This window comes from Chlorobiota bacterium, from assembly GCA_016710285.1.
Taxonomy (GTDB): domain Bacteria; phylum Bacteroidota; class Ignavibacteria; order OLB7; family OLB7; genus OLB7.
This window is the reverse complement of sequence record JADJXR010000001.1, coordinates 458,004-474,459: the sequence shown is the minus strand read 5'-3', so window position 1 is coordinate 474,459 and position 16,456 is coordinate 458,004. Positions and strand designations below refer to the sequence as shown.

The 16,456-nt window shown below is 54.5% G+C and carries 14 protein-coding genes and 1 pseudogene; 14 read left to right on the top strand and 1 reads right to left on the bottom strand.

Translation table 11 applies throughout. From position 1 onward, the window contains the following. Nucleotides 1-3: 3 nt before the first annotated feature. The 14 genes and pseudogenes from IPM61_01620 (at nt 4) to sulP (ending at nt 15,396) form a co-directional block, all read left to right on the top strand. Nucleotides 4-1,221 (top strand): hypothetical protein, encoded by a 1,218-nt coding sequence (locus IPM61_01620; GenBank protein MBK8910004.1) that lies wholly within the window; start codon nt 4-6, stop codon nt 1,219-1,221. After that, nucleotides 1,218-2,417: a hypothetical protein gene (locus IPM61_01615; protein ID MBK8910003.1), complete on the top strand. Its 1,200-nt coding sequence runs from the start codon at nt 1,218-1,220 to the stop codon at nt 2,415-2,417. The genes IPM61_01620 and IPM61_01615 overlap by 4 nt, the downstream gene beginning before the upstream one ends. Then, nucleotides 2,414-3,514, top strand: coding sequence for a DUF354 domain-containing protein (locus tag IPM61_01610; protein MBK8910002.1), 1,101 nt, complete (start codon nt 2,414-2,416; stop codon nt 3,512-3,514). The genes IPM61_01615 and IPM61_01610 overlap by 4 nt, the downstream gene beginning before the upstream one ends. A 106-nt stretch (nt 3,515-3,620) precedes the next feature. After that, nucleotides 3,621-5,054, top strand: a complete 1,434-nt coding sequence (locus IPM61_01605; GenBank protein ID MBK8910001.1) for a sugar transferase — start codon at nt 3,621-3,623, stop codon at nt 5,052-5,054. 5 nt (nt 5,055-5,059) lie between these two features. Next, nucleotides 5,060-6,070, top strand: coding sequence for a Gfo/Idh/MocA family oxidoreductase (locus IPM61_01600; protein MBK8910000.1), 1,011 nt, complete (start codon nt 5,060-5,062; stop codon nt 6,068-6,070). A 62-nt stretch (nt 6,071-6,132) separates the two neighbouring features. Then, a complete protein-coding gene (locus IPM61_01595; protein ID MBK8909999.1) occupies nt 6,133-6,879 on the top strand; it encodes an FkbM family methyltransferase in 747 nt (248 codons plus the stop codon). Between the two features lie 95 nt (nt 6,880-6,974). After that, the gene (locus tag IPM61_01590) at nt 6,975-7,853 is read left to right on the top strand and encodes a thiamine pyrophosphate-dependent dehydrogenase E1 component subunit alpha (GenBank protein MBK8909998.1); all 879 of its coding nucleotides are present in this window, start codon (nt 6,975-6,977) and stop codon (nt 7,851-7,853) included. Beyond that, entirely contained in the window at nt 7,850-8,866 is a 1,017-nt protein-coding gene (locus IPM61_01585) for an alpha-ketoacid dehydrogenase subunit beta (GenBank protein ID MBK8909997.1), read from the top strand. The genes IPM61_01590 and IPM61_01585 overlap by 4 nt, the downstream gene beginning before the upstream one ends. Further along, nucleotides 8,863-10,032, top strand: coding sequence for a hypothetical protein (locus IPM61_01580; protein ID MBK8909996.1), 1,170 nt, complete (start codon nt 8,863-8,865; stop codon nt 10,030-10,032). Before IPM61_01585 ends, IPM61_01580 begins: the two co-directional genes overlap by 4 nt. Continuing rightward, nucleotides 10,029-11,148: pseudogene (locus IPM61_01575) on the top strand (NAD-dependent epimerase/dehydratase family protein). The gene IPM61_01580 and the pseudogene IPM61_01575 overlap by 4 nt, the downstream one beginning before the upstream one ends. 97 nt (nt 11,149-11,245) lie before the next feature. After that, nucleotides 11,246-11,956 carry a nucleotidyltransferase family protein gene (locus IPM61_01570; protein ID MBK8909995.1) on the top strand — a complete coding sequence of 237 codons (711 nt, stop codon included), beginning with the start codon at nt 11,246-11,248 and terminating at the stop codon, nt 11,954-11,956. Between the two features lie 73 nt (nt 11,957-12,029). After that, nucleotides 12,030-13,019: a GHMP kinase gene (locus tag IPM61_01565; protein MBK8909994.1), complete on the top strand. Its 990-nt coding sequence runs from the start codon at nt 12,030-12,032 to the stop codon at nt 13,017-13,019. 46 nt (nt 13,020-13,065) lie between these two features. Then, the gene (locus IPM61_01560) at nt 13,066-13,638 is read left to right on the top strand and encodes an SIS domain-containing protein (GenBank protein MBK8909993.1); all 573 of its coding nucleotides are present in this window, start codon (nt 13,066-13,068) and stop codon (nt 13,636-13,638) included. 66 nt (nt 13,639-13,704) lie between these two features. Then, nucleotides 13,705-15,396 (top strand): sulfate permease, encoded by a 1,692-nt coding sequence (gene sulP / locus IPM61_01555; protein MBK8909992.1) that lies wholly within the window; start codon nt 13,705-13,707, stop codon nt 15,394-15,396. An 85-nt stretch (nt 15,397-15,481) separates the two neighbouring features. Here sulP and hemC read toward each other — a convergent pair whose 3' ends face one another. Next, on the bottom strand, nt 15,482-16,399 hold the full coding sequence (gene hemC / locus IPM61_01550) for a hydroxymethylbilane synthase (protein ID MBK8909991.1): 918 nt from the start codon (nt 16,397-16,399) through the stop codon (nt 15,482-15,484). Nucleotides 16,400-16,456: the final 57 nt, after the last annotated feature.

Sequence of the window (16,456 nt, the reverse complement as noted above, 5' to 3'; positions counted from 1 at the left end):
ACCGTGAACATCAATGAAACAGAGTGGATGGAGGGGCGCATTGCCCAGCTTCATGCGTTGATCGCACGGCATAACTACAAAGGCCACGACCCGTTCGACCTTCCCAACTCCCCGTTGCTTTCTTGGCTCCCTGCCACATGGCGTATTCCCCAGTTGTTGCTTAGCAAGTTCGGTTCCCGCATTGCCCCGGATTGGGTTCGGCAATCATTGCGGGTTCCCCCCATTCCGGATCCCAAAATCTATTCTTGCTGCTACTTTGCCTATCGGTTGCTTGGCGCGGAGTGGGACCATGCCGCCGAAACAATGCTGCAGCGGTTGGTGGCAATGGCGGGGAAATCGGCAAGCGATGACACCATCCATTGGGGGTATGATTACACTTGGGGGACGCTGTACGATGGGGTGAATCCCCGGCGCGCCTCAACCCTTGTTCCGGGCGCGTTTGCAATGCTGGCGTTACTCCATGAGGTGATTGCTTTTTCTGGGGAAAACTACCGCCAGCCATTGGAGCAAGCCTTGCGTTGGTACGCCAGCCGCCACCGGCGTGTTGGCAATGCCGGGGCGTTTTTGGGGTACTTCACAACGTCAACAATCAATACCCACAACGCCAACGTGTTGGGCTGTTTGGCCTTAAGCATCGGGGGGAAGTTGGTTCGGAATCAGGAGTATCTAACACTTGCTGCCGCAGCAACCGAAACCACGCTTGCTGCGGTGCGTGCCGATGGTTATATCCCATACAACGATCACTCACGCGGCGGCTGGACCGATTGCTTCCACCACCTGTATGTGGTTGCCGCGTTGCAAGGAATTGCCGCAACCAACCCCTTTGTGGACCAACAGCGCGTTGGGCAGAAGGTGGGGCAGATGATAGAGTATTACCGCCAGCAGTTCCTTCGCAAGGATGGATTGGTCAACTATTTCCCCAACCGCTTGCATCCGATTGACCCCCATAACTACGCCGCCACCGCAATTTTTATGATGCTTGCCGATTCCAAGCAAGGAAGCCAGCACGCCAACGCGCTGCTTCGGCGGCTGGATGAATCCGCTTGGGATTCCGGCACGGGAAGCTACATCTACCGCCAACATCCTGGAAAGAACGACACCCGCCTCTTCCTCCGTTGGACCCAAGTGTGGATGCTGTTTGCCTTGTCCGCAGCCCGAAATCCAGAACGATTGAACGAGCAATTGAAAGCGTACAGAACGCTGACGGAGCCAGCCAAATGAACCCAGGGAACAAACCACCGCTGGAAGCCAATGCCCCGATCAACCCGGGGTCAGATGCTCACCCTGCTGGAATGCGGCAGCGGGGAGAACGCCCTGTTCCTGCGCTACTCCATCATTGCTCCGCATTGCTTCATGCCATGTATGACGGTGGCAGTGGCTTGTTTAGCTACTCCACACGGATTGTTGGCGGAAGCTACGTGAACGATTTCCAGCACCCGCTGAAACTGCGATACACCATCAACACCTTGTTGGGAATTCAGCAAGCATTGCAGTTCTATCCGTTGGATTGGGAGCTGGACCGGATGATCGAGCAATTCCTGCGCGCCAACCGTGCCGCAATCACCAATCCCGCCGATTGCGGTTTGACCCTTGCATTGCTGGCACGCGCCAACGATCCCCGCCAGCAGGAGTTCATCAACCAAATCCAAAAAATTCTGGAAGGAGGCAACGCCAACAACCTTTCGGCGCAGGACCTGGGGTGGATGCTGTTTGGTTGCACGAACGCTGCCCGAATCGGCCAACGCCAAGCGGATAAAGATTTGGCCGATGAACTCTACCGGACGATTCGCGATCGCCTTATCGTCCCAGAAACTGGCTTGCCACATTTCAGCCTAACGGGGCTGCGGCGGCGGTGCACATCGTTTGGCGGAGTGGTCTATATCCTGCAATCGCTGGCTGAGTATGGGAGCACTTTCCAGAATGAAGAAGCCGTTGCGCTGTTCCGCCACGGAGCAAGCACAGTCATCGGTCTGCAGGGACCGCAGGGGGAATGGCCCTGGTTTATTGATGCCAAACGTGGGGCGGTGTTGGATTGGTACCAAGTGTACAGCGTGCACCAAGATGCCATGGCGATGCTCTGGCTGTTTCCGGCTTTGGATTTCGGGATGGAGCAAGCGCGCCCGGCAATCGAGCGAAGCTACCGCTGGCTGTTTGGGAACAACCAGATAGGGGCTTCAATGATGAAGCGTGACCCATTTTTTATCCACCGTTCGCACCGCAGGGATGAACCGCTGGAACGCCCGCGGCGGCTGGCACGAAGCGCGGTTTCCATCCTGCTCCATCGTCCAAGCCGATTACGCGCCACAGGAATTACGCTGAACCCAGAGTGCCGCTCCTACCATATCGGTTGGATACTCTATGCCTGGGCCGGACGGGAAGGTTTTGCAGAGTTCACAGAATTGGAATTGCTGCAATGATGAACCCTAGCCAACAACCGGTTTTGGATGCTCCGCTCCATCACTCCATCGGGCTTCGCCTTTGGATTGACCTTGATAACTCCCCCCACGTTCCTCTGTTTGCTCCGTTGATCGCCTTGTTGCGTGGGCAGGGGGCAAAGGTGATGATCACCGCGCGCCGGTTTGCGCAAACTGTGGACCTTGTGGAGCAGCTTGGGGTGGATGCCACGATTGTGGGCCAGCACGCAGGGCGAAGCAAAGTCAAAAAAGTGCTAAATCTTCCGGTGCGGACCCTGCAGTTGCGGAACGCTGTGCGCCGGTTCGCGCCCCAGCTTGCGCTTAGCCACGGATCCCGAACACAAGTGCTTGCTGCGCGGCTGATGGGGGTTCGGTCCGTGGTGATGTTCGACTACGAATGGACCGAGATGCGGATCTTCAGCCGGTTGGCAACCCACCTTCTTTGCCCAGCAATGATTAGCGATCAGCGGCTGCAGGAAGCCGGGGTTCCGCTGGCAAAAACCCAGCGTTATCATGGGCTGAAGGAGCATCTCTACTTGCCGCAATTTTCCCCCGACCCGGGGTTCCGCCAATCGCTTGGCGTGGCCCCCAACCAGCTGCTGATAACGATTCGCCCCCCCGGGCTTATCGGCAACTACCACGATCCCCGCAGCGAAGCAATCTGTCAGGAAGTGATCCGGGTGGCGGCTGCAAACCGCGATGCTGTTGTGGTCGTACTTCCCAAAACACGATTGGAATCCACGTTGGTTCGTGCGGCTCTTCCCGACGTTCCCGCAGCCCGGGTGGTGATACCGGAGCGTGCGCTGCCGGGCCTTCAGTTGCTGTATCACTCCGACCTTGCCATCAGTGGCGGGGGGACGATGAACCGGGAGTCGGCGTTGTTGGGAACCCCAACATGGAGCATGTTTACCGGAAAGCGAGGGGCAGTGGATGAACACCTGTCAGGAGATGGTTCGTTGCAGTTCTTGGAGTCGGTGGAGGATGTCGCGAAGATTCCGTGGGTGCAACGCCCTGCAAACCGAAACGATTGGAAGCATCACAGCAAAGAAACGCTGCATGAAGTTGCAAGGGTGATTCGTATGTTTGCGCCGCTTTCGTGAGGAACCTGCACAACTGTCGTGCATCAGGTAGGAAGCCATTGGGCCGCGCTTCTTGCCCGCTCTAATCGGCGAGTTTCCTGTATTGACGTCAAACAAGGAGGAAGTTGTGACGACAATCATTCGCACAGTCGGCCACGCAAAACTGCTGCTTGCGATTACCGATCTATCCGTGCTGTTGGTGGTGGCGGCGCTGATTATCGGGATTCGGATCGAGTTCACTGGGTATCTGCTACAAGTCAACGAGGTACTGCTGTTTATTGCTTCGGCAATCGCGGCGGTTCCCATCTTTCGCGAAGTCAACTTATACCGCCATAAGGTCTTTGCTGCCGGTGCGGACCAAGTGGTCAACCTTGGGAAAGGGATGCTCTGGCTTGGAATTCTTCAAGCCGTGCTCCTTTTCTTCATCAAGGACCTTGATCTTCTGGCCTACAGCCGGATGAACATTCTGCTGTTCATTTTCGGCGGGTGGTTCTCCCTTTCGGTGGTGCGGATTGGGGTGGTCCGGAAGCTGTTCCGCCGGTTGATTAACAGCCACGTTATCACCCGCCACATCCTTGCTGTTGGAGCGGGCCATGCCGGCCAAAACCTTGCTACCCACATCAATCAGTCCCCAGAACTTGGCCTTAGCCTAAAAGCGTTTGTGGACGACGATCCCGCAAAAATTGGGAGGAAGTTGCTGGGGAAAAATATCCATGGCCCCATTGACCAAGTTGCCACAATTGTGGAACGGTTAAGGCCCGATGAAATCTACGTCACCATTAATTCCATTGAGTATAATCGTTTACTCACGATCGTGGAAGAGTGCCGCGCCACAGGGCTTCCGGTTACGGTGACAACAAACCATTTTAGAATTATTCAAAATAAAGTTGGGACAAGCGAATTTGAGAGCATCCCAACATTTACGCTCCGCCCGCGCGAGATGCGCCCGATTGCACGGGTTGCCAAACGGAGCATAGATATCGTTGGTGGCGGGCTTTTGACTTTGATTCTTTCCCCTTTTCTTCTTGCGATTGCCCTTGCGGTGAAAATCACCTCGCCCGGTCCCGTATTGTATAAATCGAACGTTGTGGGGAAGCATGGAAAGCTGTTTACGTGGTATAAATTCCGCACCATGCACGCAAGCATGGACGATGCCGTGCACCGCGAACATCTGCGCAAAATTATTTCGGAAAATTCTACCACAGAAAAACTGAAGAACGACAGCCGAATCACCTCCGTTGGAAAAACCTTGCGGAAGTACTCCTTGGATGAATTACCGCAGCTGCTGAACGTGCTGCGCGGCGAAATGTCCTTAATCGGTCCCCGCCCGTGCTTACAGTATGAGTATGAACATTTCGACGAATGGCATAAACTGCGATTCCAGATTACCCCTGGAATGACCGGTTTATGGCAAGTGCTGGGGCGTAATAAACAAGACGTGACGTTCAACGACTCCGTCATGCTTGATCTTTACTACATCCAGCATTGCTCGCTATGGCTGGATCTAAAAATCATCCTTAAAACAATTCCCATTGTCCTTTTTGGACGGGGAGGAGCATAAAACCCTTGAAGATCAACGTTGGTGTAATTGGGTGTGGGTATTGGGGGCCGAACCTTGTACGCAACTTTAACAGCTTGCCGAATGCAATTGTCCAAACGGTAAGCGATACCCGCCCCGGACGGCTTGAATTTATTCGCCAGCAATATCCAGAAATCCATACAACGCTGGAATTTCAAGAGATTCTGGATAACCCCGCAATTCATGCCGTTGCCATTGCAACTCCAGTTGCAACCCATGCCGAGCTTGCCACGCTGGCGTTGAAAGCCGGAAAACATGTGTTCGTTGAAAAACCCCTGACCTCCATAGCTGCCGATGCCTGGAACCTTGTTGAGTTAGCGAAATCCCTCAATAAAGTGCTTGCTGTTGGCCATGTTTTTCAGTTTGCGCCGGGCGTAAGGAAATTGCACCAAGAAATTAGCGCTGGCAAAGTTGGAAAAGTCTTTCATATTTCTTCCAACAGAATTAACCCGGGACCGCCAGGAACCACTGTGGATGTGGTGTGGGATTTATGCCCGCACGACCTCTCAATTATTCTTCATTTAGCCAACGAAATGCCGGTTGAAGTCTCAGCAGTTGGCCATAGCTATCAATGGGAAGGATTGGTGGATAATGCCCATATCAGCATGACGTTCCCAAGCGGAACCACGGCGCATATCCATGTTAGTTGGCTATCGGCCAATAAAAGCCGCCTGCTTCAAGTGTTCGCCCAGCATGGCACGTTAGTTTATGATGAAATGCTGGCATTGGATGGCAAAGTGAAATTCTTCAGCAACCCCGTTGATAACCGGATCGGTGCAAAAGATTCCGACGCGCAACAATTGTTTTATTCAGCCGGCGAAATCTCTGTGCTGCCGCTGGAACAGCATGAACCATTGAGGATGGAGTGTGATAGCTTTATCCAAGCAATCCTGCATGGCCGCTCGCTGCCAAACAACGGAGCAATGGGGGCAAAGGTTGTGGAGTTATTATCGCTGATCTCCTCCTCGATCTCCGCCCAATCCACAATTATTCGATAAACCGTAACCTCATGCGTCGCTCATTTCGGAAGTTTCTCCGTTGGAGTACCTGGAGGCACTGTATGTATCTTCCCACAATTGTGCGGACGGTGGAAAATTGGTGGCCTTTCTTAAAACTCTATATCGGTTTTGATGAACAATGCCGGACGTTTCGGTTACGGAACGGGCTTGCTATTACGTTGAACCAGGCCGTTGAATCAGAAAATATCGCCACTACGTTTATTAAAAAAGAATATGGCGATGTCCCCAATGGCGCGGTGGTGATTGACATCGGCGCAAGCATCGGCGATTTTGCGCTGCTTGCTGCGCGGCAGGGGAAGCAAACCCGCGTTATTGCCGTCGAGCCGATGCCCGCAACGGTGGAATTGCTGGAGCGGAATATCCGCCAGAATAATGCCGGTGGCCAGGTCACGATAATCCCCGGCGCAGTTGCCGGGGCCACTGGCACGCAAATGCTGATGGTTTCCGATTCCGCACTTTCGCATACGTTGGTGGCGGGCGTTTATCAGGCTGTGGACCAAATTCCCATTCAATGTTTTTCTCTTGAGGATTTGATGGATCAGCATCAGGTTCATCACTGTGATATCTTAAAAATGGATTGCGAAGGTGCGGAGTATGAGATCATGTATAATGCCGCCGAGGAGACACTGAAAAAAATCAAAGAAATTCGGTTTGAATATCACCCGCTTCCTTCGGCGACGCTTCACCCCATCCATCAATTAGTCCAGCATTTGCATGGCCTGGGATTCCGCATTGTGAATGGAACAACCAAGGAGCGAAACGCTGTAATTTGGATGCGCCAAGAATGAATGATGGGGCAATTCGCTAACCCTGCTCAATGATGACTCCTTCACATAATTTCCTTGACGAACCGCACGACCTGCCAGCGCGTTTCTACGCCCAGATGCTTCTGATTCGCCAAACCGAGCAGCGATTTCTTGACTTGTTCGCCCAGGGGAAGCTGAGCGGAACCGTGCATACTTGCATTGGCCAAGAAGCGTCGGCGGTGGCGGTGGTGAACGCCCTGGACCGCCAGCGCGATGTGATCTTCAGCAACCACCGCGCCCATGGCCATTTCCTTGCGTACTGCGGCGATGTTGAAGGCTTGTTGGCGGAAGTGTTGGGGCGCGAAGGAGGGGTGTGTGGTGGAATTGGCGGAACCCAGCATCTGCACACGCGGAACCTGTACACCAACGGCATTCAGGGGGGAATTGCCCCGTGCGCGGTGGGGGCCGCACTTGCCGAAAAAATGAATGGCACTGGGGCAATCGCTACGGTGTTTTTGGGGGATGGGACCATGGGGCAAGGGGCCGTCTATGAAAGCATGAATATCGCCGCGCTGTGGGGGCTTCCGCTGCTGTTTGTGCTGGAGGATAATGGCATTGCCCAAAGCACCCCGGCATCGCAAGAGCACGCTGGCGATTTGGCCACCCGCGCTACCACATTTGGCATTCAGACGTTTACCGCCGATTCTTTCGACCCCCTTTCACTTCATGCTACTGCCACAGCGGCGGTTGCCCTGGTGCGCCAGCAGCAATGCCCCGCTTTTCTTGTGGTGAAGTGCTATCGGCTTGGTCCCCACAGCAAAGGGGACGACACCCGCTCCTCCGAAGAAATTGCCGCCATCGGGCAGCGCGACCCGCTTCGCCAACTTGAACTTCAGCTTGGCCCGGAGCAACGGCAGGATATCCAGCAATCGGTTCAGGGGCGCGTTCAGGCGGCGGTGGAGTGGGCGCTGCAAAGCCCGTTGGCAACAGTGGCAATCAACAAGGAGGGGGAATGAGTCAGGAGCTTACCAACCTTGAGTCGCTTCGGAACGCGCTGCATGATGCAATGGGCGATGACCCCTCGGTTGTGGTGTTTGGGGAGGATATTCTGGACCCCTACGGAGGGGCATTCAAGGTAACGAAGGGGCTTTCCACGGCGTTCCCCAACCGCGTTCTCACAACGCCGATTTGCGAGGGGGCGATTGTTGGAATGGCCAACGGTTTGGCGCTGCGCGGCATGCGCCCCGTGGCCGAGCTGATGTTTGGCGATTTCATCACCCTTGCTGCCGACCAGCTTATCAACCACGCGGCAAAATTCCCAGCGATGTACAATGGCGCGGTGGCGCTGCCGCTGGTTGTCCGCACGCCGATGGGCGGGGGGCGGGGGTATGGACCAACCCACAGCCAGTCGCTGGAACGAATGTTTTGCGGCGTGCCACACCTTACGGTTGTTGCCCCAACGCTCTTTCACGACGCGGGGAAGATGCTCCGCACGGCGATTGCTTCCGATGGGCCAGTGCTGTTTATCGAGAACAAACTGCTCTATCCGCTACGCCAGCAGCGGTCCTCGACCGACAGCATCCGCCATGAAATTCTGGACCCCGAAGCGGAGTATCCCACCGTTCGGCTGCGCAACTTCGGCGATGCCGGCGCGCCGGACGTTACGTTAATCGCCAACGGAGGAGTAAGCCGCTTCCTTCCATCACTGCTGGAGCGGCTGCGCCATGAGGAAATTCGCCTGCAAGCGGTGCTGCCTGGAAGCCTTAGCCCGCTTCCTGCAACCGCGCTGTTGGCCGCCGCCGCTGCCGATTCCGGGCGGGTAGTGATTGCCGAGGAAGGCGTTGCTACCAACGGATGGGGGGCCGAGCTTGCCACACGCATCTATGAATCATGCATGGGGAAGCTGGCTTGCCCGATACTCCGTTTGGGGGCGTTGCCAACCGTGATCCCCGCCGCAAAACATCTGGAAGATGAAATTCTCCTTTCCGAAACAACAATCCTGAACGCAATCCTGAAGGTTCTTTCGTGACCGATATTCATCCGATTCCGCTTCCGCAAATGGGGGCGAACGACACCACCGCTATCATTGTTGAACTTGCCAAACAACCCGGGGAACCGGTGCGAAAAGGGGAGGTGATCTGCGTTGCCGAAACCACCAAAAGTATCTTCGACATCGAGGCCACCCGCGACGGGTTCATCACCTTCCTTGTCCAAGCCGGGGCCGAGCTTTCCGTTGGGGAACCGGTTGCGGCGGTCTGCGATTCCCCGATGAGCGTTGATGCGGTCCAGGCCATTCTTGCCGCTGCAATCCCTCCATCGGATTCCCCAAAAACTGATGGAGCCGAGCCATCGTGGACCATGAAAGCGGAGATGGTGGCGCGGCAGAATAACGTTGATATCCATCACGTAGCGGCGGCGTTCCCCGGGAAAAAAATTGCCGAAGCGGATGTCCGCCAATTCCTTTCGGAGCGGTCGGCAGCGGCGGCAACAGCGGCGGCGCACGACCTTGTGAACGACCTGTATCCCTCCGGGCGGGTCCAGCGATTGGTAATTGTTGGCGGGGGCGAAGGGGCCGTGCAGATTCTGGATGCGATCTCCAAAATCCCAGGCCAGCAAGCCGTGGCGATTGTTGACGACAATCCTGCGCTGAAAGGGCGGAGCGTTGCCGGCGTCCCGGTTGTTGGGCCGGTGGATGGGGCGGCAGTGAAGCAGATGATCGAGCAAAATCAAGCCGATGGAGTGGTGATCTCCGTCAGCACCAGCATCCCTTTTCGCCAGCGCGTTTTTGATGAGTGGACCCGGCTGGGAATCCCTTTTGCAAACGTGATCCACCCCAGCGCACAGGTTGGGATCAACGCAGCAATCGGAACCGGAAATGTGATCCTTGCCTTCTGCCAACTTGGGCCATGCGCCACGGTTGGGAACAACAATTTCCTGAGCGCATATTGCAGCATCGAACACCACAGTACGCTGGGAAATCATTGCAGCTTTGGGCCGGGGGTGATTACCTCCAGCCGCGCCAACATCGGCGACCGGGCGCGCTTCGGCACCGGGATTTTTATCGAGCCACACATCACCATCGGCCACGATTCGGTGATCGGCTCCGGCTGCATCCTGTGGAGCGATGTTCCGGCGGAATCGGTGTTGAAATCGAAGCTGAACTACGCACTACGTCCAAGAAAGGTGAGCGCATGAGCGGAACGGTTCTTGTTATCGGCGGCGCGGGTTTTATCGGTTCGCACACGGCGGACCGGATTGCTGCAGCTGGGCTATCATGTTCGGGTGTTGGATAATTTGCAGAAGCCAGTCCACACCAAAGGGAAGCCGGGCTACCTTGATCCCGCAATCGAGTTTATCGAAGCCGACGCACGCGACCCCCAGGCGATGCTTGGCGCGCTGCGTGGCGTGGATGCCGTCTATCACCTTGCGGCCTATCAAGATTATCTCAGCGATTTTTCCACCTTCTTTCATGTCAATGCCGTCTCCACCGCGCTGCTGTATGAACTGATTGTTGCCCAGCATCTGCCCATTGAAAAAGTGGTGGTGGCATCATCCCAATTTGTGCAAGGGGAAGGCCGATACCGCCGCGCCGATGGAAGCACCGTTGCGCCAACCCTCCGCACGATTGACCAACTGCAGCGTGGCCAATGGGATTGGGTGGACCCAAGCGGCCAGCCCTTGCAATGGGAGTGGACCGCCGAGGATCACGTGAACCCGCCGAACGCCTACGCCATGAGCAAGCATTCCCAAGAACAACAAGCAATTCGGTTTGGCTTGCGCTACGGAATCCCTTCCACCGCGCTGCGCTACTCCATTGTTCAAGGCGCGCGGCAATCGGTGTACAATGCCTACTCCGGTGCCTGCCGGATTTTTTGCCTGCATTACCTGCTGGGGCGTGCGCCAACGCTGTACGAAGATGGCCAGCAGTGCCGCGACTTTATTAACATCCACGACGTTGTTGATGCCAACATCCTTGCCCTGCAAGACCCGCGAACCCATTATGAAGTCCTGAATGTAGGGGGGGGGAAAGCCTACACCGTTGCCGAGTTCGACAGAATTGTGGCGCAAGCCTTTGGCCGCGAAGAGCTGGAGCCGAACATCCCTGGTGAGTTCCGGTTTGGCGACACCCGCAATGCTTGCTCCGACACCACCAAGCTCCGGTCGCTGGGCTGGGAACCGAAGCGCACCGCCCAAGACTCCGTGCAGGAGTATGTGGAATACTTGCAACGCCAAAGCGATCTTCAGCAAATCCTGGACCATGCTGAGAAGACCATGAAAGGGATGAACGTTGTGCAGGCGGTAAAGAAGTAAAAACAAGGGCGGCCAGGGCCGTACGCGGCAAGGAAATACCTTTTCACCCAACAAATTTCGCCGCATCCCTATACTCGCAGCAATTCCTGATACTTCAATGAATGCTCTTCTTCTTGCTGCTGGGTTGGGGACGCGGCTTCGGCCCATCACCGACACCCTTACCAAATGCTTGATTCCCATTCACGGGAAGCCATTGCTGGAGTGGTGGATGGACCTTCTGGAACGCCACGGAGTGCGCCGCGTTTTGGTCAATATCCATCACCTCCCCGATCAGGTTCGTGCCTTTGCTGCGGCATATCGGGGGGGCGTGCAGATCACCCTTGTGCACGAGGAACACCTGCTGGGAAGTGCCGGAACAATCCACGCTAACCAGGAATTCCTGCGTGAGGAAGAGCAGTTCTTTATTCTGTACGCCGATAATTTGACCAACGTTGATTTAACGGCACTGAAAAACTTTAATCAACGCTATCCGACTCCGCTTACCGTTGGGCTGTTTCGCCCAGAAAACCCACGCGCTTGCGGAATTGCCGAACTTGGTGCAGAAGGAATAATTGTGGGCTTTGAAGAAAAACCGCAGCACCCACGTGGCGAATTAGCCTCGGCAGGGGTGTTCGTTGGGCGGCCAGAATTGCTGGATTATTTGAATCCGGCATTCCCGCCGCCATTCGATTTTGGTGGCCACGTGATGCCACGATTAATCGGCACGATGAACGGCATGGAAATCAGCGGCTACCTGCGCGACATCGGAACCCACGAGAGTTTGCAGCGGGCGGAAAAAGAGTGGGAAGGGATAAACAGCATGGCGTAAAGTTTGATTTTTTTTATTGTCAATTACTTCCAAGTCGTCAAAAAAAGATTCTCAAAAAACCGATTTCCTGAAAATGCTCATAACACAAACTCCGCTTCGGATCAGCATTGCTGGCGGCGGTTGCGACCTTCCCGATTATTACACCAAGCACGGCGGCTACGTTGTCTCGACGGCGATTGATAAATTCATTTATGTGATCGTGAAAGCCCGCTACGATGACAAGATTTATGTGGATTATTCAAAAAAGGAGATCGTTGATTCGATTGATGAAATCCAGCATGACCTTGTCCGCGAGGCGGCGCGGCTAACGGGAATGCCGCCAGGTTTTGAAGTTGCCATGATGGCCGATATTCCATCGGAAGGTTCCGGCTTGGGGTCGTCCTCCAGCTTAACCGTTGGCTTGCTCAATGCTTTCTACCAATATCAAGGCGAGCAAGTCGGGGCCGAGCGGCTGGCGCAGGAGGCTTGCAGAATTGAGATTGAGATATTAGGCCGCCCGATAGGAAAGCAAGATCAATACATTGCCGCCTACGGTGGGTTGTGCGCCTTTGAATTCCGGATGGATGGTTCGGTCGGTGTTGAGCGGATTGCAATTTCACCTTCCGCCAAGCGGAGATTCGGAAGCAATATCCTTCTATTTTTTACCAACATCGTCCGCCAGGCATCCAGTATTCTTACCGAGCAGCGCGACCGGATTATTGACACAATCGAAGCGCACGACCAAATTAAAGCGTTGGCATTCCAGACGCGCCAAGCCTTGTACGCCGGTTCGTTCGATGACATTGGGGAAATTCTGGACCGCAATTGGCAGCTGAAAAAAGGCTTAGCCAGCGGTGTCACCAATCCCGAAATTGATTCCATGTACCAATCTTCCATGGAGGGGGGCGCATTGGGTGGGAAAATTTCCGGGGCAGGAGGGGGCGGGTTTTTAATGACCTACTGCCGCCGCCCCGATCAAGATAATTTACGCGAAGCCCTTTCCAGATACCGCGAAATGCCGTTCATGTTGGAATCGCACGGCAGCAAAGTGATGTTCAACCAAGAACGGTACAGCTGGAAGTAAGCCAATAGAACCAATTTCCGATAATCCAAACCTGAACTCTCTGAACATGAATTTTTCCGATTATCTGGCCTACACCCAGCGCGCGCTGGAATCTGTGGACCAAGCGCAGATTAACCAGTTTGTTGAAACCATCTTCGATGCCTACCAACGCCGGGCAATGGTGTTTGTGATTGGCAACGGTGGATCCGCAGCCAACGCCAGCCACCTTGCGCAGGACCTTGCCAAAGGGACCTGCCCCGATCTGGCCAGCGACCGCCGCATTCGCGCCATTTCCCTTACCGACAACGTGGCATTTATTTCCGCGTTAGGGAACGATGAGGGGTACGAGCAGATTTTTGTTCAGCAATTACGGACCTTCTGCCACCCGGGTGACGTGCTGATTGCAATTTCCGGCAGCGGCAACAGCCCGAATATTCTTCGCGCAATTGAGTACGCCAACCAAAATGGAATTACAACGATTGGGGTAACGGGGTTTGGCGGCGGAAAGTTGATGGAGATGGTGCACCAGCGTGTCCACGTCCCCTTGAACGACATGTGCACCGCCGAAAGCATCCACTCCGTAATCTTCCACTATGTGATTTTGCAGCTACAGGAAAGGATCAAAGAATCAGTGTCCTGAAAGTAGGTCTTTTCCCTACGGAGTAATGGTATCAGGTTTCTGCGAATAAACCAGCAAAGCGAAGTCATGCAGTGGCTAACATCGGTTTTTTATCCAAAACTCCTTTCCGTCCTGAAAGAAGGGTACACCCGTGATCAATTTCTAAAGGATATCAGTGCGGGCACTATTGTTGGCATTGTTGCCTTACCCCTTGCAATCGCATTTGCTATTGCAAGCGGAGTCTCGCCGGAAAAAGGGTTAATTACCGCAATCGTTGCCGGATTTTTGATCTCTGTCTTAGGTGGAAGCCGTGTACAGATCGGTGGCCCCACCGGGGCATTCGTTATTATTATCTCCGGTATTATTGAAAAGTATGGGGCGGATGGGCTTGCTGTTGCTGGGGTTCTGGCCGGGATAATCTTAATTATCATGGGGTTCGCTCGATTTGGTGCCGTAATTAAATTTATTCCTCATCCGGTTATCGTCGGCTTCACAAGCGGGATTGCGCTCATTATATTTTCAACGCAGGTTAAAGACCTGTTAGGATTAACAATTGCCGATGTCCCTGCAGATTTTCTAGAGAAATGGAGTGTCTATATTCAAAAAATTTCCACAATTAATTGGGATTCAACAGGTATCGCTCTTGGATCGCTGGCAGTCTTGATTGTATGGCCTAAAATCACTCACCGCATCCCGGGACCGCTGGTAGTGCTACTTGCCGCAACGGCCGCAGTGCACCTATTTAATCTCAATGTTGAGACAATAGGATCCAAGTTCGGATCGGTGCCATCTACTATTCCTGTACCTTCGCTTCCTGCCATAGACTTTAATACAATCCGCACGCTATTTAACCCAGCATTAACTATCGCCTTGCTTGCGGCAATCGAGTCGTTGCTATCGGCAGTGGTGGCCGATGGAATGACTGGAAGGAAACATCGTTCAAATACTGAGTTGATCGCCCAAGGGATCGCCAATATTGCCAGCCCGTTATTCGGTGGTATTCCAGCCACAGGAGCAATTGCGCGAACAGCAACAAATATCCGAAATGGAGGGCGCACCCCATTTGCAGGGATGACGCATGCAGTGGTTCTGCTGCTTATTATGCTCTTCTTTGGTCAACAGGCTACCCTAATTCCATTGCCGTGCCTTGCTGCCATTCTAACCGTGGTGGCCTATAATATGAGTGAGTGGCGTTCATTCCGTTCAATCCTTAAAAGCCCACGAAGTGATGTTATTGTGCTGATGCTCACGTTTACGCTGACAGTACTGCTAGACCTATCCATAGCAATTGAAGTCGGAATGGTCTTAGCTGTTTTTCTATTCATGAGGCGCATGACCTTGGTCACGAATGTTGGTATTATTACTCGAGAACTGCGTGATGATGATGAGGTAGAGGAGCAAGCTACATATGCCCTGCAAAAAAAGCTCCCTCCGGGTGTGGCTATCTATGAAATTAATGGACCTCTATTCTTTGGTGCTTCATTTAAATTCGAGGAGGCGATGAATGTTGTGGAGTCGGACTTGGCGGTTCGGGTGATACGTATGCGCCACGTCCCAGCTATTGATGCAACAGGGCTTCATGCTATTCAAGAAGTATATCAGATGATGAAACGCCGTGGTGTGTCTGTTGTAATTGCGGAGATACATGCTCAGCCATTAATCGCTTTCGAGAAGGCAGGCCTGCATACAATCATTGGAGAGGAGAATATCCAGCCGACCATGGAAGCGACTTTACAACGGGTACAACAAATACTATCGGAAAAACAGTCTAAAGTATAAACCTTATCTATCTGATTGCCTACCCTTGTGCGCCGCTCCTTTTCCTTTGGAAGGGGCGGCGCACTTGCTAATCGGCTCCAGCGTATCAGCTTCTCACACCCTCCAAAATTTCTTTTCCTCCAAGCTCCAATAATTCTTTGGCCAGTTGGGTTCCAAGCTCTTCGGCGTTGGCGACGGGGGCGCTTGCGTGGCGGGTGATGATGGTGCGCCCGTCCAACGATGCAATCATGGCGTGCAGGGTAAGTTGGTCCCCAGCAAGCGTTGCGTGCCCGGCAATCGGCGTTTGGCAGCCACCTTCCAACGTGCGGAGCAGTGCGCGCTCGGCATCGGTGCAGGTTCGGGTGGAGGGGTGTTCGATTTCGCGAAGCAGGGCAAGCGTGGTTGCGTCGTCGGCGCGGGTTTCAAGGCCAAGCGCGGCCTGGCCAACGGCGGGGATCATCTGCTGGGTGGGGATAATCTGGGCAATCTGTTCGGCCAACCCCAGCCGGTGCAATCCGGCGTAGGCAAGGATCATCCCATCCCACCCGTTCGTGCGGTATTTCTCCAACCGCGTTTGCACGTTGCCGCGCACGTCAACCACGTTCAGATCGGGGCGCAACCGCAGCAGTTGCGACCGCCGCCGGAGCGATCCGGTGGCAACCGTTCCGCCGTGCGGCAGCGTTTCGATGGTGGTTCCGGCGGGGGCAACCAGCGCGTCCTCGGGCCGCTCACGTTCGGTGACGGCGGCCAGCATCAGCCCGTCGGGAAGTTTTGTGGGGAGGTCCTTCAGCGAGTGGACGGCAAGGTGGATTCGGCCATCTAACAGGGCAACCTCCAACTCCTTGGTGAACAATCCTTTATCGCCGATGTTGCTAAGCGGCTTGTCCAGAATGGCATCCCCGGTGGTGTGGATGATCTCTATCCGAACATCAAGTTCTGGATACCGCGATTGCAGCATCCCCTGCACGGCGTGCGCCTGCCACAGTGCCAGCGCGCTTCCACGAGTTCCGATAATCAGTGACATGGCGGAGAGATGGAGTTTGTGATCCTTTTCGGTTTTGGTGACAACGGCGGAAAATAG